Annotated in this window: 14 protein-coding genes and 1 pseudogene; 4 read left to right on the top strand and 11 right to left on the bottom strand. The window is 59.5% G+C overall.

All coding sequences use genetic code 11. The features are described 5' to 3' along the window. Positions 1-86 precede the first annotated feature (86 nt). Positions 87-1,331, top strand: coding sequence for an EAL domain-containing response regulator (locus tag KI242_RS18955; RefSeq protein WP_212805443.1), 1,245 nt, complete (start codon positions 87-89; stop codon positions 1,329-1,331). Then, positions 1,321-1,713, top strand: coding sequence for a hypothetical protein (locus KI242_RS18950; protein ID WP_212805442.1), 393 nt, complete (start codon positions 1,321-1,323; stop codon positions 1,711-1,713). Before KI242_RS18955 ends, KI242_RS18950 begins: the two co-directional genes overlap by 11 nt. Positions 1,714-2,726: 1,013 nt before the next feature. Here KI242_RS18950 and KI242_RS31850 read toward each other — a convergent pair. From KI242_RS31850 to KI242_RS18910, 9 genes and pseudogenes are all read right to left on the bottom strand, one after another. After that, positions 2,727-4,013 (bottom strand): autotransporter outer membrane beta-barrel domain-containing protein, encoded by a 1,287-nt coding sequence (locus KI242_RS31850; RefSeq protein ID WP_244868222.1) that lies wholly within the window; start codon positions 4,011-4,013, stop codon positions 2,727-2,729. A gap of 403 nt (positions 4,014-4,416) precedes the next feature. Next, positions 4,417-5,781, bottom strand: a complete 1,365-nt coding sequence (locus KI242_RS31845; RefSeq protein ID WP_244868138.1) for a hypothetical protein — start codon at positions 5,779-5,781, stop codon at positions 4,417-4,419. 263 nt (positions 5,782-6,044) lie between these two features. Beyond that, positions 6,045-6,277, bottom strand: a pseudogene (locus tag KI242_RS18940) (iron chelate uptake ABC transporter family permease subunit); the annotation flags it as partial. Positions 6,278-6,369: 92 nt separating this feature from the next. Next, entirely contained in the window at positions 6,370-9,447 is a 3,078-nt protein-coding gene (locus tag KI242_RS18935) for an efflux RND transporter permease subunit (RefSeq protein ID WP_125063358.1), read from the bottom strand. 8 nt (positions 9,448-9,455) lie between these two features. Beyond that, positions 9,456-10,652 carry an efflux RND transporter periplasmic adaptor subunit gene (locus KI242_RS18930; RefSeq protein ID WP_123430552.1) on the bottom strand — a complete coding sequence of 399 codons (1,197 nt, stop codon included), beginning with the start codon at positions 10,650-10,652 and terminating at the stop codon, positions 9,456-9,458. A 12-nt stretch (positions 10,653-10,664) separates the two neighbouring features. After that, a complete protein-coding gene (locus KI242_RS18925) occupies positions 10,665-12,413 on the bottom strand; it encodes an efflux transporter outer membrane subunit (protein ID WP_212805441.1) in 1,749 nt (582 codons plus the stop codon). 246 nt (positions 12,414-12,659) lie between these two features. After that, entirely contained in the window at positions 12,660-13,109 is a 450-nt protein-coding gene (locus tag KI242_RS18920) for a PTS sugar transporter subunit IIA (protein ID WP_041118852.1), read from the bottom strand. A 239-nt stretch (positions 13,110-13,348) separates the two neighbouring features. After that, on the bottom strand, positions 13,349-14,386 hold the full coding sequence (locus KI242_RS18915) for an ABC transporter substrate-binding protein (protein WP_212805440.1): 1,038 nt from the start codon (positions 14,384-14,386) through the stop codon (positions 13,349-13,351). 258 nt (positions 14,387-14,644) lie between these two features. Next, complete coding sequence (locus KI242_RS18910; RefSeq protein ID WP_212805439.1) at positions 14,645-15,142, bottom strand: extracellular solute-binding protein; 498 nt, start codon at positions 15,140-15,142, stop codon at positions 14,645-14,647. An 823-nt stretch (positions 15,143-15,965) separates the two neighbouring features. On the opposite strand from KI242_RS18910, the gene KI242_RS18905 reads away from it, so the two are divergent. Together KI242_RS18905 and KI242_RS18900 are read left to right on the top strand one after the other, a co-directional pair. Further along, positions 15,966-19,238: an autotransporter outer membrane beta-barrel domain-containing protein gene (locus KI242_RS18905; RefSeq protein WP_212805438.1), complete on the top strand. Its 3,273-nt coding sequence runs from the start codon at positions 15,966-15,968 to the stop codon at positions 19,236-19,238. 279 nt (positions 19,239-19,517) lie between these two features. Then, on the top strand, positions 19,518-19,871 hold the full coding sequence (locus KI242_RS18900) for a response regulator (RefSeq protein WP_212805437.1): 354 nt from the start codon (positions 19,518-19,520) through the stop codon (positions 19,869-19,871). Between the two features lie 665 nt (positions 19,872-20,536). On the opposite strand, the gene KI242_RS32050 is transcribed toward KI242_RS18900, so the two are convergent. Together KI242_RS32050 and KI242_RS18895 are read right to left on the bottom strand one after the other, a co-directional pair. Continuing rightward, entirely contained in the window at positions 20,537-20,695 is a 159-nt protein-coding gene (locus KI242_RS32050) for a hypothetical protein (protein WP_348532650.1), read from the bottom strand. Further along, positions 20,688-21,838, bottom strand: a protein-coding gene (locus KI242_RS18895) for an IS3 family transposase (RefSeq protein WP_212805436.1) whose coding sequence is annotated in 2 segments (ribosomal slippage) — positions 20,688-21,604 and positions 21,604-21,838 — 1,152 coding nt in all. Because the reading frame shifts where the segments join, the coding sequence is not laid out codon by codon here. Before KI242_RS18895 ends, KI242_RS32050 begins: the two co-directional genes overlap by 8 nt. Positions 21,839-21,911 lie beyond the last annotated feature (73 nt).

The following is a 21,911-nucleotide window of genomic DNA, read 5'->3' as shown; positions in this document are numbered from 1 at the left end:
TACAGGGTCGCGGAAATTTCCTAGAGATGGTGTTTGTGCATTTATCGAAAATTGCCCCCACCATTTAACTAGACGAGTCAATTTTCATGACAAGCCCCTCGCTGCGCGTACTCGTGCTTGAAGATCATGCCTTTCAGCGTTCTGTGGCAGTCAACCTGCTGCGCGAGCTTGGCTGTCACCAGGTTTTTGAGGCAGCGGATGGTGCTCAGGCTCTGGCTGTCCTGGAGCAGGTCGGCTCGGTTGACCTCGTACTGTGCGATCTCTGCAGGAAGGGATTGGACGGTCTCGGATTTCTCCAGCAAGTCTGCCGTCACGGGTTGGTGAGGGCTGTCATCATCAGCAGCTCATTGCCTGCGGACCTGTGTCGTGCGGGACGACAGATTATCACGCTGCTGGGGCTGGAGGTTCTCGGTGAAGTGCGCAAGCCGTTGCAGTTGCAGGCTCTGGAACCGTTGCTGAGCAAGCTCCAGGCGAGTCGATACACCCGGCCGGCAGCGCCCCGGAGTGTGACGCTGGCCAGTGAGGACCAGGTACGCAGAGCATTGGACGAACAGCGGGTGCAAGCCTGGTACCAGCCCAAGTACAACCTGCTGACTGGCGAGGTCTGTGGCGTGGAAGTCCTGAGCCGCTGGGTGCACCCCTTCCTGGGAATTGTGAGTCCAGCCGCGTTCATGCCGGTGGTGGAGCGTTGTGGTTGGCTGGATGAATTGCTGTACGGACAGATGAACCACGCCATGCAGCTGCATAAACAGGCGCTGGCGCGTGGTTTCGACCTGAACATGGCGTTCAATCTGCATACCCGACAATTGCTCGATCATGAGTTGATCCCCAGCATTCAGCGCATTCTTGGTCGCCATGGGGTGTCGGGAGCGGCGTTGACGTTTGAGCTGAGCGAAAGCGGCTTATTGGAAGTGCCGAGTACCAGTCTGGAATCGCTGCTGCGTCTGCGCATGCTGGGCTGTCAGTTGTCCATTGACGATTTTGGTGCCGGTTATTCATCCCTCAAACGCGTCTGCCAGTTGCCGTTCAACGAGATCAAGCTGGACGCCGAATTCGTGCGCAGCCTGGATCAGGAACCGCGCTGCCAGGTGGCAATCAGCAGCACCGTGGCCCTGGGAGCAAGCCTTGGCATGTCCGTGGTGGTCGAGGGTATCGAAACACCGGAGCAGCATAAGGCTGTGTTGGCGCTGGGCTGCATCCAGGGTCAGGGCTATCTCTATGGCCGCCCGATGAAGTCGGGGGAACTGTTGAGTTGGTTGAACCGAAGAACCATGAGCGGTGCTGATAGCTCCTTGGAGCCGGGTTGGAGGGTTGTAGAGTATGGCAATTAAGGCGTCGCGGATCCTGATTGCCGATGCCCAGCATTTTCACTCGATGAAGATCGAAAGATTGTTGAACGCACAAGGGTACTTCTGTATTGCCCCGGTTTACCGGCTCGAAGAATTGCTTAGCCTGGTGGATTACGCAGATAAGGCATTTGACCTGTTGATCGTCAACGCAGCCTTGGCGACGCCCATGTCTTTTGACTTGCTGGCGTTTTGCACGAACAACACGCAACTCAAACATACCCTTATATATAGTGAGCCCCGCGCCGAAGCCTGGGGCATGCCTGTCGTTGTTCAACAGAACATGCAGGTTACTTCGCTGCCATTGCCGGATTTCGAAGTAATTAATACAGCGTTGAGCATTGTAGATTCCGGTGATGAGGTTTAGATGCTGGATACAAAGCTGGGGGTCGACAGGATCACTCCTCTACTCGACGGCGGTGTTGCTACCCGCTATCGCCGTGCAGGTACGACGCCCGCATTGCGCTTCGCTGCAGTCCCTGGCGTTGTTTTCAGAAGTACCGATACACTTGGAAAGCTTGCTCAACCAACTGTGGTTGTCCGCTGTCATGGGTTCAAAGGTGAAGACTCTCGCGTGCAGGCCGGCGCATAGTCTGTCCAGAGTCTCCTGCTATCCCTGCTGATCAAAAACGCACTAGCCCTTCAGCAACCCTTCTTGATGATCTTCAGCTTTCGAGATATCCAGTATTGGAAAATTCTTGAGGGGCGTCTGCAGCCGCAAATCAGTGGAGTGGTGTTTTAGTGTCTCAATCCGGAAACCCTGGGCATACGACTCTACAAGGTCTAGGCGCAAGGCCTGTCGCTTCTTGGCGTCCAGCAAACTCAGTTTGCCCTGGGAGTAATAGGTTTGCTGCTCGCGCAGGGGGGCTTGAAGGGCCGAGGATATATAACCGGCCAATGCATCAAGATATCCAGCGGTAAACCCCAGGTAACGTAGAACGCGGGCGGGGATGAAGAGGGGACTGTCAGGTAGGCGTAGGCATAGAGCGCAGAGAGGGCCACTGCAATAGGAGCTGGATCAGGCGGAGGAACCCTGAAAGTGCAATAACAGGATGGAAAGACTTGGTGCTCCTACCAAACCACATCCTTGAAATATCTGAGAGTGATCTTTCTGCCACTGCAGGCAGCACCTTGGTACCGGGGTGGTTCTGGCGCGGGGTATCCATCTGGTTTTTGGCTCCTTTCAGTACGTGCGTTGTTAGCCAGCACCTTTACCAGGGCGGGCATCTAGAGTTTTGTTGCGGCAAGTTCAAACAGCGGGCCGAGTGGGCTGACTTCTCTGCTTCAGCAGAGAAGTCAACCGCAACCGATCATTGGGCCCCGTGAATGAAAGGAAGGTGAACATTAGGGGGGCTGATAGGCATAGGCCGCGGAACGGCTTCAGAACGTGAAGCGGTAACCGAGGTTGGCGGCCCAGGGCCGGTCGATGTTCGAGCCTTCGCTGGTCTCGACCTCGGCATACACCTGATGCTGGCGGCTCAGCTCACCGGTCACGCCAACCCCGGCATACCAGCCACCGCCGTTGCCATCGGGACGGCTGGCGATGCCGTTGGTGCGGACCTTGTTCTGCGCCGACAGATCCTCGACCCAGCCAGCCTTGAGGTAGGGCTGCAAGCGTGTGCCATCTTCCAGCTGCAGGTTACGCCCGGCCCGGGCACCGGTGCGAATCTGGGTCGACAGCCCATCGCCGGGCTGCACCTGCAAGCCGTTGTCCAGGCGGTAGTTGTCGGAGCGGGCATAGAGCATGGAAACCTGCGCCTGGGGCTCGACGAACCAGCGGTTGCCCAGATCGATCTGCTTGCCGGCTTCCACCGACAGGCCCGCGCCCTTGCTGCGTGAATGCCCGGAGACCTTGGCGCCGTCGGTGCCCCATACATCCAGGCGGGTGGACCAGCGGTTCAGGGTCAGCAAGGTGTCGGTGTACCAGCCCGAGTCATCCAGGTAGGTGGCATAGCCGCCCAGGTGGTAGCTGTCGAGCTTGCCGCTGCCTTCGCCCTTGAAGTTGCGATCGGTCTGGCTGTAGCCGGCCAGCGCGCCAAGCACCAGGGTGCCACCGGCGGTGTCGAGCTGGGTGTCCATGCCCAGTTGCGTGCCCTGTACCTGTTGGGAAAACGTCCGGCCAACGCCGTTGTCCAGGGATTGCTGCTGGCCGAAACCACGGATCCACACGCCCTGGCGATCGGCCCCCTGGCGCAGGTCGCCGAGGCGCTGTACCAGGGTCGCCCGTTCGGCATCCCAGGTGGCCCGCAAGGTGGCGATGGCGCTGCTGTTGACCGCCGCGCTGGCGCCGGTGGAAAGGTTGTCCGGCCCCGGTGCCGGCTGGGTACGGCCGACGTTCACCAGGTTCCAGTTGCCCTCGGTGTCGGCCGCAAGACCGTAGCGATAGGTCCCGGCGTCCACCACCCCGCCACGGTTGGCCAGGCTGAACGAGCCCGGGCCGCCGGTGCTTTGTACCAGGGTCAGGCTCTGGCCCTCGGCCCCCGGTTCGCTGCCGGAGTTGCGCACCAGAATGTCGTTGTTGCCGGTGACCTGGCCGCCGACGATCAACCGGTCACCCTGCTGCAGGCCCAGGTCGGTGTTCATGATGTAGTGGCCGTCGCCCTCGAGGTCGCCACTGACCTGCAACTGCTTGAAGGCCCCCGCCAGGCCGGGATCGGCGAACTCCACCACGCCATTGTTGGCCAGGCGGGTGAGCTGGGAGTCGCCGCGCAGGGTCCACACACTGCTGTCGTCCAGGCTCAGTTGGGTATCACGGCTGCCGCCCTTGATCGCCCCGTCCAGGCTGGAGTGGTCGGCCAGTGACAGTTGCAGGCTGCCGCCGTCCACCCGCACATCACCGAACAGGTTCGAGCGCACGGCATCCAGTTGCACCGCACCGGCCAGTACCCCGCTGGCGCCGTCGGTGATCCACAGCGCGGTGCCCTGCTCGCCACCGTTGCGGCCCAGCAGGCTACTGTCGGTAAAGCGCGTGGTCAGGCCACCGCCGTTGACCAGGATGCCGGCGCCATCTTCAGTCTGGATATGGCTGGACGTGACCTCCACATCGTTCACTACTCCGACGATGTTGGCGTCACTGACGATGCCATGGGCGTTGCTGCCGTTGGTGACCAGGGTCGAGCCCTGGACGCGGGCCGTGGCATTGTCGCTGATGGCCAGGCCGTAAGCCCGCTCGCCGGCGGTTCGCACGTCGCTGCCGTGCAGTTCCACGCTGGCGCCGTGGCCCCTGGCGAGCAGGCCGTGGCTGTGGTCGCCGTGGGTGACGATGCGGCTGTTGCTCAGGCTGATGCTTGCCGCCCCCCCGCCGCAACCTCAGCCTCCAGCCCCGACCATACCAACGCCTCCCCCCCACGGCGCCATTGCCGCTGGTTTCGATCAGCACGCGGCTGACGTTGATCACCGCGCCGGGGCTGTGTGAGGAGTCCAGCGTGGCGTACAGGGCATGGGCGTGGTCGCCCAGGGTGCTGATGGAACCGCCGTCCATGGTGAACACGCCGTCACGGTTGTCGATGGCCACCGCACTCCGGCCATGGGTTTGCAAAACGCTGTCCTTGACGTTCACCCGGGTGTTGCGGCCTGTCATCCAGATCGCAGTGCCATGGTCGCCCAGGGAGGTGATCTGCACGCTGTCCAGATCGGCCGTGGCCTGGTCGGTTTGCACGTAAATGCCGTGGCCGTTCTGCGAGGTGATCCGGCTGTGGCTGACCACCGCCGTGCCGCCCGGGTTACGGTACATGTCTCTCAAGGTAATGCCGTCGCCCTCGGCGTTGATGCTGCCGTTGCGAAAGGTCAGGGAGCCGCCCCCTTCCACGGCCACTGCGCCCAGGAAACCGCTGGACTGAACGCTGACGCGCTGCAGTTCGATGGCCGTACCGTCGGCGGCGCGGACGACGTTGAGCGGGCCCGTGCCGGTGGCGGTCAGGGTCAGGTCCGAGGCCTGGATGCGCGAGCCAGTGCCTCTGGCGTACAAGGCTTCGGCCTCGTCGCCCGAAGTGCTGATGGAGCCGCCGGCCACCAGCACCTGGGCGCCGTTGCTGGCCACCACGCCGAGGCTCCGGTTGCCGCTGGTGGTGATCTGCACATCGTTCAGGGTCAATTGGCTGTCGGCGCCGTCGGCATGGGCCCCGATGGCGAAATCCGAGCCCGCGGTGCTGATGGTCACGCCGCTCAGTTCGGCCTTGCCGCCGGTATCCACCTGCACGCCCACCACCGAGGCGTAGGGGGGGTCCGCCGTGACCCGGATATCGTAGTCCTGGCCCTGCAACTGGTTTTGAGCGCCGCTGACCCATACTGCCGGCCCACTGCCGGTGTAATCGACACGGGCGTCATTCAGGATCAGAGACTGGCCCACGGAGGAAGTCAGGTCGATCTGCTCGAACTCCTTCGCCAAGGTCGATTGCGCCGCAAGGGCGGTCAATGACAGTGCCGAACCGACCATTACGCGGAGGGCGTTCCGGCTCGGGCTGGCGAGGATTTGACGGGGGCTGAGGGGCGGTTGTGTGTGTTTGGGGGTCATGGCTGTATATCCAACTTTATTGATATAAACAGCATGACGGACTGATTAATTTGCTTCTGTAGGAAAATTCTCAAGGGGAACGCATCGAGAGCGTTGTCCGTTACCGGCGTAAGCGACAGATCACGTGACTTAAATGATTGCCTTGCAGTTGGGCGATCCAATGCGGAACAGGCGTGCACCGCCCCTCATACCCGCCGGCTGCGACCCAGCAACCACAACAGGTAGAAGCCTCCCAACAGGCCGGGCATCAGGCCGATGGGCAGGTTGGCGTGGAACCCCAGGCGCTGGCTCAGCAGGTCTGCGGCCAGGAGCAATACCGCGCCCATCAGCGCGCCCGACCCAGCGGCACTTCGGCGCAGCGGGTCAGGCGCCGGGCCCGTTGCGGGCCGGCCAGGGCGATAAACGCGATGGGCCCGGCCCCGGGCGTCAGCGCCAGGGTGGTGATCAAGGCGTACCACATCATCCTGGGCGTGCCGGCCTGATACCCGGCGGTTTCAACCGAGCAGGGGTTCAGGCGCTGTCGGAAGCGCCGGCATCCGCCTGCGCCCCCGGGTTCTCGACGCTTGCGGCAGAGTGCGTACTGCCAATGAACAGGTACATGGCCGGCACCATGAACAGGGTCAGCAGGGTGCCGATGGACAGCCCGGCAAAGATCACCAGGCCCATGTCGTGGCGGCCCGCCGCGCCGGCGCCGGAAGCCCAGACCAGCGGCACCACCCCCAGGACCATGGCCGCGGTGGTCATCAGGATCGGCCGCAGGCGCACCGCGGCGGCTTCTTCGATGGCTTCGCGCTTATTGTGGCCGGCGCGCTGCAATTGGTTGGCGAACTGCACGATGAGGATCCCGTGCTTGGTGATCAGCCCCAGCAGCGTCACCAGCCCGACCTGGGTGTAGACGTTGATCGAGGCGAACCCCATGGTGATGAAGGCCAGGGCGCCGAACAGCGCCGGCGGCACCGAGAACAGGATCACCACCGGGTCGCGGTAGCTCTCGAACTGGAACGCCAGGGCCAGGTAGACGATCAGGATCGAGAACAGCAGCAGGCCGACGAACCCCCCCGATTCCTGGATGAACTGCCGTGATTCGCCGGCGTAGTCGCTGGAGTAACCGGATGGCGCCACCTGTTCCAGAATGCCCTTGAGCCGGGCCAGCAACTCGCCCTGGGACACGCCGCTGACCCCGGACAGGGTCGCCGAGTTGAGCTGCTGGAAGTGGTTGACCGACTCAGGCTCGGTGGAGGTTTCGATATGGGCCACGGTGCGCGCTGCAATCATCGCCCCCGACGGGGTACGGATGTAGTAGTCGAGGATCTGTTCGGGGTTCAGCCGGTCTACCTGCAGCACCTGGGGGATCACCTTGTAGGAGCGCCCGGCGGTGGAGAAGTAGTTCACGTAGTTGCCCCCCAGGGCCGCCGAGAGCGCGGCGCCGACGTCGGCCTGGGTCATGCCCAGGGCGGCGATCTTTTCCCGGTCCACCACCAGCTTGGCCTGGGGCTTGTCGAGCTTGAGGTCCAGGTCGGAAAACCAGAACAGCTGCTGCTTGGTGGCCTCGGCCAGTACCGCCTGGGCCACCTCGTTGAGGTTGGCCACCGACTCGGTGGTGCTGATCACGAACTGCACCGGCAGGCCCTGGGCGCCGGGCAGCGAGGGCAGGGGGAAGGCGGCGATGGTGGCGCCGGGCACCTGGTTCCACTTCTGTTGCAGGTCGAGGATCAACTGCGCCTGGGAGCGGTCACGATCCTCCCAGGACTTGAGCAGCACCCCGCCCAGGCCCTGGTTCAGCGAGGGCAGGCCGGTGAGCTGGAACATCTGCAGGTACTCGGGCTCCTTGTTGGCAATCTGGAACGCCTGGTCGGCAATCCACTCCATCTGCTGCGGCGAGGCGGTGGGCGCGCCCTTGATCTGCATGAACACCAGGCCCTGGTCCTCGGTGGGCGACAGCTCGCTCTTGGCGGTCAGGCCACTGGCGGCCACCAGCACGAACAGCAGGAAGCCGAAGGTCACCAGCACCGGCCAGCTATCCAGCCCGGCCGCCAGCACCCGGTGGTAGCGCCCCCGCAGCCAGTCGAAGTAGCGGTCCAGGCGCTTGGCGAACCGGCCTTCCTCCTGGCCGCTCTTGAACAGCCGCGAGGTCATCATTGGCGACAGGGTCAGGGCGATCACCGCCGACACCGTCACTGCGCCGGCCAGGGAAAAACAGAACTCCTTGAACAGCGCCCCGGTCAGGCCGCTGCGCAGGCCGATGGGCACGTAGGCGGCGATCAGCACCACGGTCATGGCGATGATCGGGCCGCCCAGCTCGCGGGCCGCCAGCAGCGCCGCCTCCAGTACGCCGCGGCCTTGCTCCTTGATATGCCGGTCGACGTTTTCCACCACGATGATGGCGTCGTCCACCACAAGACCGATGGCCAGCACCAGGGCCAGCAGGGTCAGCAGGTTGATGGAATAACCCAGCAGGTACATGACGAAGAAGGTGCCCACCAGCGACAGCGGGATCGCCACCAGCGGCACGATCACCGCACGGAACGAGCCGAGGAACAGGTAGATCACCACCGAGACGATGATCATGGCTTCCACCAGGGTCTTCACCACCTCGAAGATCGAGGTGTTGATGAAGGCCGTGGAGTCGTAGACGATCTCGCCGCGCACCCCGGCCGGCAGTTGCGATTGCAGTTCGGGGAAGGCTTTGCGCACGTTGTCGGCGACGTTGAGGATGTTGGCGGTGGGCGCTGCCTTGATGCCGATGAACACCGAGCGCTTGCCGGAGAAAGCCACGCTGCTGTCGTAGTTTTCCGCCCCCAGGGTGACGTTGCCCAGGTCCTCCAGGTACACCAGGGCGTCGCCGTTGTGCTTGACCACCAGGCGCTTGAATTCGTCCACCGTGTGCAGGTCGGTGCCGGCGGTGAGGTCCACGGTGATCATCTGCCCCTTGGTGGAGCCCACGGCGGACAGGTAGTTGTTGTTGCCCAGGGCCGTGGCCACGTCCTGGGCGGTGACGTTGTGGGCCGCCAGCTTGTCCGGGTCGAGCCAGGCCCGCAGGGCGAACTGGCGGCCGCCGAGGATCTCTGCGGTCTGCACGCCTTCCAGGGAATCGAGCTTGGGCTTGACCACCCGCACCAGGTAGTCGGTGATGTTGTTGGTGGCCAGGGTGTCGCTGTAGAACCCCAGGTACATGGCGTCGGTGGTCTGGCCCACCGCTACCGTCAGCACCGGTTCCTGGGACTGGGCCGGCAACTGGTTCTTCACCGAGTTGACCTGGGTGTTGATCTCGGTCAGCGCCTTGCTGGAGTCGTAGTTCAGGCGCAGGGTCGCGGTAATGGTGGAGAGCCCGGTGATGCTGGTGGACGACAGATAGTCGATGCCCTGGGCCTGGGCGATGGCGGCCTCCAGGGGCTGGGTAATGAAACCGGCCACGGTGGCGGCGTCGGCCCCGTAGTAATAGGTGCTGATGGTGACCACGGTGTTTTCCGTGCGCGGCCACTGGTTCACCGGCAGCTCGAAGATCGAGCGCAGGCCCAGGATCAGGATGAACAGCGAGACCACCACGGCCCAGACCGGGCGCTTGATAAAGGTATCGGTGAAGTTCATGGCGGGCCCTAGTGCTCTTGCGGCGTCGGCGAAGGATCGTTGCGCGGCGCGTGGCTGTTGTCGACTTTCACCGGCGAGCCGTTCTTGAGTTTCATCTGGCCGCTGGTGATCACCAGGTCGCCTTCCTTGACCCCTGACAGCACCGCCACCTGGTCGCCACGGTTGGGGCCGGTTTCGATGAAGGTCTGCTGCGCGGTGAGCACTGCGTCGCCCTGGTCGTTGTTCTTCTGGCTGGCGATGAACACCGTGGTGCCGTAGGGGTTATAGGTGACCGCGGTCTGGGGCAGGGTCAGGTAACGCTGGGTGCCGCCTGAGGCCACCACGGCCCGGGCGAACATGCCGGGCACCAGGCTGCGCTTGGGGTTGTCGATGGTGGCTTCCACCGTGACGTTGCGGGTGTTGGGGTCGAACTGGGTGTCGATGGAGCTGACCCGGCCGGTGAACGTCTGTTTGGGCAGGCCGTCGGCGCTGACCGTGACGCTCTGGCCCAGGGCCACCTGCTGCACCTGGGCCTGGGGCACGTTGAAGTCGATGTAGATCGGGTCGAAGGTCTGCAGGTTGGCGATCTTGTCCCCCGGGTTGAGGTATTGCCCGGGGTTGACCGCGGTGATGCCGATGCGCCCGGCAAAGGGCGCGCGGATGCTCTTCTTCGCCACCAGCGCGCGCTGCTGTTCGGCAGCGGCCAGCTTGGCCTTGAGGTCGGCTTCGTCGGCCTCGACCAGGGCCTGGGACACCGCGCTCACCTTCAGTTGCGCCCGGTCGCGCTTGAGCACCGTGCCGGCCAGGGCCGCGGTGGCTTCCAGGGAATGCAACTGGGCGATGTCGGAGTCGGCATTCAACTGCACCAGCAGGTCGCCGGCGGCCACTTCCTGGCCGGGCTTGAAGCCGATGCTGCGCACGATGCCGCCGACCTCGGTGGTCACGTCCACCCCGCGCACGGTCTTCATCGAGCCCACCGCGGAGACGCTGGGCTGCCACTCTTCGTACTGGGCCTTGATGGCGGTAACCACCGCGGGCGGCAGGGGCACCTTGGCCTGGGCGATCAGCTTGGAGATCTGCGCGAACTTGACCCCGCCGATCACCGCGACGATCAGCAGCACCACGCCGAGCATGATCAGCATCGGCCGCAGCAGCCGGCGCTTGCGCGGCGCCTGGGGGGCCGTGCCGGGGTGCGCAGGGGAGGGGCTGGAGTGGACATCGGCCATGGCGGATCTCACTTAAGGCAAGGGTGCAGGTCGAGTGGACGGCGCGGCGGCTGCCGGCCCCTGGAGCCGGCCCGGCTGGCCGGCTTGAGCCTGTTCGCGGTGCTGGGCCGCGGGCGGCGGGTACATCTCCTTGAGCGACGGCCAGCCGAAACGATCGGGGCTGCCGAGGCTGTCGGGGTCGACATCCTGGCGCTGCCACCAGCCGCCCCCCAGGGCCTGGAACAGCGCCGTGGTGTCGCTGTAGCGGGCGGCCTGGGCCCGCACCCGGCTGACAATCGCGTTCTGGTAGGTCTGCTGCGCGGTCAGCAGGTTCAGGTAGCCCACCGCGCCCAGGCGGTACTGGGCCTGGGCCAGGTCCAGGCTCTGGCGCGCGGCGGTCTCGGCCAGCACTTGCTGTTGCAGGGCCTCGGCGTCGGCCTGCAGGGCACGCAGGGCATTGGCTACGTCCTGGAAGGCGGTGATCACCGTGCCGCGATAGCGCGCTGCGGCCTGCTCATAGGCGGCCACCGCGGCGCGCTTGCGATGCTCCAGGGCGCCGGCGTCGAACAGCGGCTGGGCGATGGAGCCGGCCAGGCTCCAGACCCCGGTGCCGGAGGAAAACAGTTTGGTGCCCGCCAGCGCCGTGGACCCCAGGGAACCGGTAATGCTGAACTGCGGCAACTGGTTGGCGATGGCCACGCCGATATCGGCGCTGGCCTGATGCAACTGGGCCTCGGCGGAACGCACGTCGGGCCGCTGCTCGACGATGGCCGAAGGCAGGCTCAGGGGCAGCTCCTCGGGCAGGTGCAGGGAGGCCAGCTGGAAGTGTTCGCCACGGTCCTGGCTGGGGAAGCGCCCCAGGTAGGCCTGCAACTGGTTGCGGGCCTGGGCCAGCTGTTTCTGCAAGGGCGGCAGGGTGGCGCGGGTCTGGGCCAGGGTCGCTTGCTGGGTCAGCAGATCGCTGTCGCCGATGGCACCCAGTCGACGCTGGGCCTGCAGCAGGTCGAGCTGGTCGCTCTGCAGGCGAATCACGGTTTCGGTGGCGGCGATCTGGTCACGGATCGAGGCCAGGCTGATGGCGGTGTTCACCAGGTTGGCGGTGAGGGTCAGGTAGGTTGCCTCCAGCTGGTAGCGCTGGTAGTCGGCCTGGGCACCGCTGGCCTCGATCTGCCGGCGGGTACCGCCAAACACGTCGGGGGCGTAGGACACACTCAGGGACGCCGAGTTGACCGTGAAGATCTGCGCCGCAGAGCCCCCGGCCGCTGCCGCACCGCCGCTGGAGCCCAGGGCGCTGGCGGCGGACACCTTCTCGCGGGTTTTCGAGGCCGAGGCGCTGAGGGAGGGAAACAGCGACGCCTGTTCGGCGTACAGCAGTTCATTGGCCTGGCGCAGCGCGGCCTGGGCGGCGTCGATATCCGGGTTGGCCTGCAGCGCTTCCTGCACCAGGGCATCGAGTTGCGGCGAGCGGAACAGCGTCCACCACTGCCCGGGAATGTCCATGCCGTTCACCAGTCGCTGCGCCGCGCCACCGGCGGCGACCCCCGCCGTGACGGTGCCGGGCGGCAGGGGCGTGGCGCTGTAGCCGGCGTCCCGGCTCAGTTCCGGGCGGCTGAAATCCGGCCCCACGGCGCAGCTGGCGAGGGCTGCGATGCAGATCAGGTTCAGGGACGAGCGGGCAAGCAACAGAAGAGACAGGTGCCCAGAGGATTTTCGACCGGTACCTTCGTCCCTGTGAGGACGCCGGCCGCCAGTGGCTACAGGCAGCAGCTGTGGCTTGTTCATATTCTCTCTAATTGAGCAATCAGTGAGTGAGTTCAACAGGAATATGGAGAGCGGCGCGACGGCAGGGCAGGCACCCCCTCAAGCGCTGGGCTGCGCGAGGTGTAGTGAACGTTAATGGATGAGCCGGCTAACCGCCAATAGATGAAATCTTGTGCCGGAAGGTGATCGGTGGGGCTTGGGCTATCCCATTTGCCGCGGGGGAGCGGCAAATGGGTATTGCGTGCTGGAGCAGGTGTCTGGGTCAAGCTACCAGTGATCGAACAGCTGTTTGACCTGCATCGGCGCAGTACAGCGCAGCAGGGCCTGGCGAAACCGCGGGTTGGTAAACAGCCGGGCGGTGTCGGCCAGCAGGTCCAGGTGCTGCTGATCGGCGGGAGCGGGCACCAGCAGCACCAGGATATCGCTGACCGGCTGCTGGTCCGGGGCGGCAAAGGCCATGGCGGTCTGCGGCCGCAGGTACAACGCATGAATGCGATCGAGCTCGGCGAGCCGCGCGTGGGGCACCGCCACCCCTTCACCGATGGCGGTACTGGCGGCCAGCTCCCGGCGCCACAGGCTGGCGGCCACCCACTCCGCCGGCAGTTGCCGGGTCTCTTGCAGGTGCTGGCCGACCTGCTCGAACAGGCGCTGCTTGTTCGTGACATTGACCGCCAGGAGGATGTCTTCGACCTGCAGATAGCGGGCGACTTTGCTCATGGGCTTCTCCGGGGATGACAGGGTGCTTTCTTCAGGTTCGCTCCATGCACTATTCAAGCGTATTTGCAGAGCAAAGGGAGCCATGGGCAGGCAGTCTTTACGAACTCTTTAGGCGGGTGCCTCCTTGGAGAATGCAAGCCTGGCCAAGCCTCGATCCGGCAAGTGTCGCGATGACGGTCGTTACCGGTAGCTTTGGGTCACCTGCAGCCCGGCGTCAGTCCGACGCCGGGCTGGCGACTTCAGCGTGCCGCCCAGGCGTTGAAGCGCTGTTCCAGTTGCTCGCCATGGTCGGCCCAGAACAGCGCATCAACCGGAACCTGTTGCGCGAGGTTCTGCGGCGCGGTGGGCAGTTCGGCTATGCGCGCCTTGTCGAGCAGATCCATGGCGGCGAGGTTGGCCGCGCCGTAATCGATATGCTCGGAGAACAGCTTCTGCTGCCCCGGTGAGACGGAGAAGCTGATGAATTGGTAAGCCTTGGCTTTTTGCGAGGCTCCGCGCGGGATGGCCCAAGAGTCGAATTCGTAGAGACCACCGGACCAGACAATGTCCAGGCCGTATTTTTTGCGCTGCTCAGCCGAGAGGCGGCCGTTGTACACCGAGGTCATCACCACGTCCCCGGCTGCCAGGTATTGGGGCGGTTGGGCACCGGCTTCCCACCATTGAAGGTGGGGCTTGATCTCATCCAGCTTGGCGAACGCACGGTCCTGGCCTGCCTTGGTGGCGAGTACCGAATAGAGGTCATGAGACTCGACACCATCGGCAATCAACGCGAACTCCAAGGTCGATTTGGCCAGCTTGCGCAGGCCTCGTTTGCCGGGGAATCTCTCCACATCCCAGAAATCCTTCCAGCCGGTGGGCGCTCGCGCCAGCTTGTTGGTGTTGTAGGCCAGGACTGTTGAATAGACCAGGAAACCAATCCCGCAGGGCTGGATTGCACCGGGTACGAACTCTGTGCTGTCGAGGCCGAGTTGAGCTGGGTCCAGTGTTTCGAACATCCCCTCATCGCACCCTCTGGCTAATTCGGCGGACTCAACTTCGACGACGTCCCAGGAGACGCTGCCGGTGTCGACCATCGCCTTGACCTTGGCCATTTCGCCGTTGTATTCGCCAGCGATGATTTTGCCACCACTGCTTCGCTGCCATGGCTGATAGAACGCCTTCACTTGAGCGTCCTTGTTGGCGCCACCGAAGGAAACAATGGTGAGGTCGGCTGCAAGCCCAAGGGAGGTGGTCATCAAGCCTGTGGCCAGGGCGGTGAACTTCAGAGTTTTGATCATTATTATTATCTCCTACGCTACAAGGATGTCTTCGAGACATTCCGGTACACCGGGATCGTTCTGACTGCGTTGGTCAGAACAACGGGGCGACTGTCGCGAAGCCGCACAATCAGAGCTCAGGCTGGATTGGGGGCCAGCGTTCGTGCTCCACCTGCCAACATGGCATGGGGGGCAGGATCTGAACACCGGGCAGTCGTGATCCTTGGATCGTCCAGGGCTAAACTATTACCGGTGGCGAGCGCCGCCTAGCTCGCAAGCCTAGCGCGCGGCCCAGGCGTTGAAGCGCTCTTCCAGTTCATGCCCATGGTCGATCCAGAATTCGCTGTCGACCTTCAGGGCCTGGGCCATATTCTGCTCGGCGGTGGGGAAGTTGCGCTGGGTCTCGGGCGCGACAAGTGCCAGCGCTTGCTTGTGGGTCGGGCCGTTGTGCATGATTTCGGCGAACTGTTTCTGCTGCGCCGGCAAGCTGGCAAAAGCAATGAACTTCAACGCCGCCGGCACATTCGGGCTGCCCTTGACGATGCCCCAGCTGTCCATGTCGTAGAGGTTGCCTTCCCACACCAGCGGGAAGTCATAGCCGGCCTGTTGCGCACTGATGGCGCGGGCGGTGTAGACCGAGGTCATGCTGACATCCCCGGCTGCCAGCCACTGCAAGGGCTGAGCCCCTGATTCCCACCACTGGATCTGTTGCTTGATCTGGTCCAGCTTGCGAAACGCGCGGTCCACGCCATCGGCTTCACGCAGCACAGCGCTCACGTTTATCGAGTGCCGTTGCTCGAAGGGGCTGTAGAACGCCTGCTGCTGGGCTTGCTTGTTCAGCCCGCCGACGGAAACCGCGAGTCGTTAGAATTTCTTGAGGGGCGCCGAAGTCAGCCCTGATTGCGAAGTCGCCAGAAGAACGTCAGATACCCGGCTGGGAGGGGCAAGCCATAGGCCCATCCGGTGCGTTTTGGTTATCGACCTTAGTTTCGCCGCGCAAGACTGGCTGCACATTGACCAACTGCCAGCCTTGCTGGCCCGGGTCATTGAGCCGGTCGCTTCGTCAAAATGTAATAGCCCATGTCTCGTTCTGAGGAGGTCATTGACAGATTGAAGGCCGAGTAGGCCGAGAACCCTCCGCTTCCGGGTTACGATCGCAAGCCAGGCAAGTCGTATTGGCAACTTCAGCCGGACGAGATTACTGCTGTCGGGTGCTGGAAGTTGGAGTGTAGGTGTGTTTCGAAAGGAGTTGATAAATGACCAGGGTGGATCGCTTCATGGGGCATTGTTGTTACCTCATGGAGCATGAGCACACTATCGGCCTTTCGACAGGTATTTTGTATCTAAAGTGACTTGAAATCAGATTGATATCGTTGGGTGTCGATGGACTTTTTTTGAGCGTTCTGGAGTCTGATCAATATCTATACCGATTACCCCCACTTCCCGCAAACCGTAATTTAGCGAACAGTAGTACTGTCTTAGGAAAATTCCTACAAGCTTGCAAGGCAAGTCCTACGCCAAGTATTACGGTTTGACCTTAGAGTTTTTCAACTAAAAAATCGAGCAGTGAGTCCGATTCTGATGGTTGGAGGGCAGTTTCTTGTATAAATCTAAAGAACAGTTTTTCGCGAATAAACTACAACTAGTCGTATTCAGTCCGCTGACTATCGTCTGCCTGTTGGCCAACTCTATTCAAAGCGCTCACGCTAATGGGCAACAAACCGCCGACGGTATCCACCTTGACGTCGCAGCTGGCGAATACTCAACTGTCGGCGATGCTGAGCATGCTCTGCACGCGCTCAATGCCGGTAGCATTGAAACATCTGATGTGGATATTAAGACAGAGGGCTTCTACGCGTTAGGAGTTTTAGCTGCAGGTTCTGGCAGTCAAGTTACTTTTCAGGGTGGCACCATTAATACTAGTGGTGATATTGCTCATGGTATATCAGCGATTGATGGGGGGAATATCAACGCTGAAAACGTACTGATTCATACCATGGGAGATAGAGGTCGAGGTGTCCAAGTCGACACAGGCAGCTTGGTCAAACTATCGAACTCTTCAATCATCACCGAGGGTGGTGTGAGTGCCGGAAATAGCACGGCGGGAGTTAATGCCGCCAATGGAGGGACGGCGTTAGTGAGCAACTCGAGCATACTGTCCAAAGGCGATAACGCTTTGGGTATTCTGGCGACAGGAGCGGGCTCGGTAATCGAGATGATAGGGGGGACTGTTACGACGACAGGTTCGAAATCTGATGCGGTTCTCGCGCTTGGCGGTGCCAATACGATTGTTCTTCAAGACGTTAACATCATTACCACTTTTGGCGGTTCGCGTGGTGTTATAGCACGTGGAGTACTCGATGGAGTTGCCTCCAAGGTAAATATTAAGGGGGGATCTATTACAACCACTGGCAAAGATGCTTTTGGAATCCTGACTGGTGATCGCGGTGCTGTGGAGGGGATTGGTATAGTTGTTAATACTTCGGGGGAGTCTGGCCACGGTGTCCTAGTGGCCAGAGACGGTGAGGTTAATCTTTTCGGGAGTGCCATCAGCACTATCGGAACAGGAGCCAAAGGTGTTTACGTCTCAGGTTACGGTTCTGCCAACGTCTCCTCAGGTTCGAGTATTCACACCTCTGGCGATCAGGCCTCCGCGGTTCACGTTGATAAAGGTAGTCTTGGACTAAGCACTTCTACTATTTTGAGCGAAGGTAATCGAGTTGAGGATGTTTCCTCGGCTGGTTTACTTGCGAGCAACGGTGGTCGTATCTTTGTTCGCCACAGCGACATCAAAACCACCGGCTACTGGGGCGATGGCGTTAACGCTGAAAGCAACGGTTCTCTGATCGAGATGTTAGGCGGCTCCATTTTGACGACCGGTAAAGATAGCAAAGGTGCTGTTGCCCATGGAGGGAACGGCACGGTGAATCTGACCGATGTTGATCTGCGCACTGAAGGCGAAACGGCCCGTGGTGTAGTCGCTAGTGGTATTAAGGACGGCATTGTGTCTTCTGTTAACCTGAAAGATAGTGTGGTAACCACCGTCGGGAAAGGTTCGTTTGGTATCCAAGCCATCGATAGTGGCGTGGTGAATGCAACCAACAGCAACGTTCTGACTATTGGTGAATATGCTACAGGCATCAGTGTTTTGGCAGGTACTGCGCCGGGAACTACGGTAAACCTCAAAAACACCCATGTTCAAACTGTTGGCACCGGTGCTTGGGGTGCTGATGTGAAGGGAAATCTGAACATCGATGGAGGCTCCATACTTAGCCTCGAACATGGGGCATTACAAGCCAGTGGTGACGCAGCGATAGCTCTAATCAATGGTGCACAACTCATCGGTGGTAACGGCACCTTACTCTCCGTAAGTGACGAGTCGAGCAAAGTCACACTAAGTATGAATAACCAAGCTTACACAGTGGGTGATATTGTCTTTGGATCGAAAGCCGATAGTGATGGCGACGGTTCGCTATCTTCCAATACTGACGTGTCCATGAACAGCGCTTCCTACTGGGAAGGTAAAACAACCGCAGTTAATGCTCTATCATTGAACCAGGACAGCCAGTGGACCGTGACTGGCAACTCGCTAGTAGGTCAGTTAAGCCTGGATAAGGGCCGTATTGTATTTGATTCACCTAGTGATGATGCCTTCAAAAGCTTGACAGTTACCGGCGATCTAAACGGTAGCGGCATGTTCTTGCTTAATACTGACTTATCGAGAGTTCGAGGCGATTTACTGAAGGTGAATGGACAGATTCGCGGGGAGCATACGCTGGTAGTGGCAGACTCGGGGCGGGAAGCTCAGGGCAATGCGTTGATGCTGGTAGACGGAAACGGAGGGGATGGCAAGTTTGATCTGTACGGCGGAAAAGTCGACGCCGGTGCGTTCCGGTATGAGCTTGAGCAGCGTGGTAACGACTGGTATCTAGCGGGAAAGGATAGCCCTGGTCCTCAGGACTTAAGTAAAGGTTCTAACGCTGCCGTAGCTCAACACTCTGCTTCCGCTGCACTGGTCGGTGCGCAAATGAACTCTCTCGTTAAACGTTTAGGCGAACTACGAATGGGTAAAGATAACGGAGGTCTTTGGACTCGTGGCTTTACCAAGGAACAACACATCGACACGGGCTCTAGTCGCGCTTTCCAGCAGCAAATTAGCGGTTTTGAAATCGGTGCTGATAAGCAACTGCCCTTCTACGATGGGAATCTTTACATCGGCGGGATGGTGGGTAAAGGTGAAAGTCGGCAGAGTTTTGGTGAGGGTAGCAAAGGCACTATCGACAGCGCCATGCTTGGCGGGTATGCAACGTACCTGGACCGTAGCGGGGTTTATGTGGATAGCGTGCTAAAATACACTCACCTGAACAACAAAGTTGAAGTCGCCAGCAATCTTGGGGAAAAAGTCGATGCAAAATTCAAAAACCATGCTGTCAGCATTGACGTGGAAGTAGGCAAGCATATTGATATTGCTAAAGGATGGTTCGTAGAACCTCAGGTTGAGTTACAAGCTATTCGTGTCGCCGGTGCGAATTATACCGCCAGCAACGACTTGAAAGTTGAACAGGATGGGGTTACTTCTATCCAGAGCCGCTTGGGCAGTCTTTTTGGGCGCAATATGAAGTTAGACAACGGTATGACTTTGCAACCTTATGCTAAAGCGTCCTGGATTACTGAGCACGCTGGCGATAGCCGTGTAAGGGTCAACGATATACATCTCTCGAGTAAATTGCCGGGCTCGCGTGCAGAAGTTGGTGGTGGCGTGATCTTGCTGACGGCTGAAAAGCACAAGTATTATATTGATGCTGAATATACTAAAGGAAGCGAAATTGAACAGCCTTACAGTGTCAATCTAGGGTATCGCTATACTTGGTAAATTTGGTGTGGTCAACACAAGCCAAACCACTAAGCGGCAAATATTTTTGGCGCTTAGTGGTTTTTTTTTGTGTCTCAAGTGTTAATTGGTTGTTATGTTTTAATATTGATATAGAGCTTATTGTTTGTTGGCGAAGTTGATGTGCATTACCCTTGGGATGGCGTGATAAATAATAATGCTCAAATTATTTGTTTGATATCTAGCGTTGTGGCGGAGCAAGAGGGTGATGGTTGCGCTGGTTGGAGCGTTCTTGACAGTAACCCACTAGCGTGAATTCGCTTGAAAAAGCTGTACGGCTTGCTACTTCGAAAGGTCAAGGAGTCTCCTGGCTCAATCGGAATTTATGATGTCGAAGTGTCGGTGAATGGAAGCCTCACGCGCGAACAAGCACTGCAGGAAGGTGAGTTGGTATTAGTCGCCGAGGACCATTCGATTAGTAGAAATTTGATTCAACAACAACTTAAGCTTCTTGGGTATGTCAGTGATTTTGTTAAAAAGGGCGTGGAAGTTATAAATGCTATCGAGAGGATTTCCTATGGATTGACTATCTCAGATTACCATGTGCCTAATCTCGATGGATTAGAGCTATTTAGAAATGTTCGTACAATTGAAGGGCATCGATTTTCGCATTAACGGCAAGCGTTACGGATGGCCAGGCTCTTGCTTGTACTGAGGCAGAAATGGATGACTATATTGGAAAATCGTTGGGGTTGGACGGACTGAGTGAACTGTTGCAACGGTTTTACCTAAGAGAACCTTAGGTTCCGGAGTTTCAGTTGAAATTTATTATCGCATGGAGGATGAGGTGAGCATTGGCTGTCTTTATATGTTTTATGGGGAGAATCGAAAGTTATAGTCATTCTTAATGCTGTATTGGATAGTTAGCAAGGTGAAATTTCTGAGTTTGAGAGCGCTAAGGCTAATTGTATGAAAGCGAACATGCTGTATAATCTGTCATCAGGGCTGAGTATTATTAAAGCGCTATTTCTGATGGAGGTGATAGTGGGGTTAGAGTTATCCCTAAGAGGTGGCGGGAGGAGCACAACGTGGATTTAGATGAGTTCAAAAGAAGAGTTCATGGTTTTTGTAGTTGTCTCCGCAGTAGGCTTGACTCGGCAGTCGGCTAGCAATTGTGCTGTTAAATGTAGTGGTCATTTTACTGACCATTCTGTAGGAGCAATGAGCTGCCAGCCTTTGCCATCAGCCAGTCGCAAGGCCTTATAAGCGACAGCTCAACATTGGCGGTCTTGGAAAAGGCCCAGCCAGCTAGAATCAGGGAAAGATTGGGAATGGATGTTTCAGAACTGACGCGCTGAGGATCGGTGACGTTTGAGAGCCGCCTCGGCGTAAAACGCGCCAATACCTGCGGATGTGGTGGTTTTTCCAACGCCACCTTTGAAGGATGCTACTGCCGCCACTTCATGTATAGATTGAATCGCCCCGGGGTTTCTAGACATGCTCCAGGCTCGCTGCGTAACGCTTTTCAAACTCTACCGGTGACAACTGATTGTTGAAACTGTGACGTCGTTTTGGGTTGTAAAACATCTCGATGTAATCGAACACATCATCCCGAGCATCCTGGCGTGTAGTGTATATTTTACGCTTGATCCGCTCCCGCTTTAGCAACTGGAAAAAGCTCTCCGCCACAGCGTTGTCGTGGCAGTTACCTCGACGACTCATGCTGGCCACCAGGTTGTTAGCTTTCAAGAAGCTTCGCCAGTCCGAGCTGCTGTACTGACTGCCTTGATCCGAGTGGATCATCACCTCTTGCTTCGGCTTACGTCTCCAAACCGCCATCAGCAACGCATCAATGGCTACGTCGCTGGTCATCTGCGGCTTCATTGACCAACCAATGATCTGGCGTGAAAACAGATCGAGCACCACAGCCAAATACAGCCAGCCTTCATAGGTTCGGATGTAGGTAATGTCGGTGACCCAGACTTTGTTGGGTTCTCTGACATCGAATTGGCGCTTCAGTAAGTTCGGTGAGGCAACGGCTGGTTTACCGCCATATTTTCCCGGCCTCCGTCGATACCCAGTCTGAGAACGTAAACCTTCAAGGCGCATCAACCTAGCCACCCGGTGACGGCCACAGCTCTCACCAACCTCTCGCAGGTCATCATGGATCTTGCGATAGCCATAAACGCCACCGCTTTCCAGCCAGGAGTGCTTGATCAAGCCGAGCAGTCGTTGATCGTCTTTGGCTCGTGCAGACTTTGGTTCGGATAGCCACGCGTAGTAGCCGCTGGGATGAACCTTGAGCGTCAGGCAAAGCTGTCGAATCGCGTAGTGACCCGCTTGCTGCTTAATAAAGGCGTACTTCAGCCGCACTCCTTGGCAAAGTACGCGGCGGCCTTTTTTAAGATGTCTCGCTCCTCCGTCACCCGTTTCAGCTCGGCACGTAGACGACGAACCTCAGCGCTCTGATCATCCTTCTCAACGCGCTGTTCCTGGGGCTTGGTGTAGCGCTTAACCCAGGCATAGAGGCTGTGCACGGACACACCCAATCGTGCAGCCACCTCCGAGACAGGAAGCTGCTTTTCGGTCACTTGCTTGACCGCCTGGATTTTGAATTCTTCGGGATAACGCTGGTTGCTCATGGCACCTCCTAATGGGCCTCATTTTAAGGCTTGGAGGTGTCTACGAAACTAGGGGCGATTCAGATGCCTCCAA

It is taken from the genome of Pseudomonas sp. Eqa60 (assembly GCF_018326405.1).
Taxonomy (GTDB): Bacteria; Pseudomonadota; Gammaproteobacteria; order Pseudomonadales; family Pseudomonadaceae; genus Aquipseudomonas; species Aquipseudomonas protegens.
Note: the sequence above shows the minus strand (reverse complement) of the source record. Positions and strands in the feature narration are given on the sequence as shown.

Excerpts from the sequence above, each read along its gene's own strand:
- KI242_RS18955 (WP_212805443.1), top strand. The coding sequence starts at position 87 with ATGACAAGCCCCTCGCTGCGCGTACTCGTGCTTGAAGATCATGCCTTT.
- KI242_RS18950 (WP_212805442.1), top strand. The coding sequence starts at position 1,321 with ATGGCAATTAAGGCGTCGCGGATCCTGATTGCCGATGCCCAGCATTTT.
- KI242_RS31845 (WP_244868138.1), bottom strand. The coding sequence starts at position 5,781 with ATGGTCGGTTCGGCACTGTCATTGACCGCCCTTGCGGCGCAATCGACC.
- KI242_RS18935 (WP_125063358.1), bottom strand. The coding sequence starts at position 9,447 with ATGAACTTCACCGATACCTTTATCAAGCGCCCGGTCTGGGCCGTGGTG.
- KI242_RS18930 (WP_123430552.1), bottom strand. The coding sequence starts at position 10,652 with ATGGCCGATGTCCACTCCAGCCCCTCCCCTGCGCACCCCGGCACGGCC.
- KI242_RS18925 (WP_212805441.1), bottom strand. The coding sequence starts at position 12,413 with ATGAACAAGCCACAGCTGCTGCCTGTAGCCACTGGCGGCCGGCGTCCT.
- KI242_RS18920 (WP_041118852.1), bottom strand. The coding sequence starts at position 13,109 with ATGAGCAAAGTCGCCCGCTATCTGCAGGTCGAAGACATCCTCCTGGCG.
- KI242_RS18915 (WP_212805440.1), bottom strand. The coding sequence starts at position 14,386 with ATGATCAAAACTCTGAAGTTCACCGCCCTGGCCACAGGCTTGATGACC.
- KI242_RS32050 (WP_348532650.1), bottom strand. The coding sequence starts at position 20,695 with ATGTCTAGAAACCCCGGGGCGATTCAATCTATACATGAAGTGGCGGCA.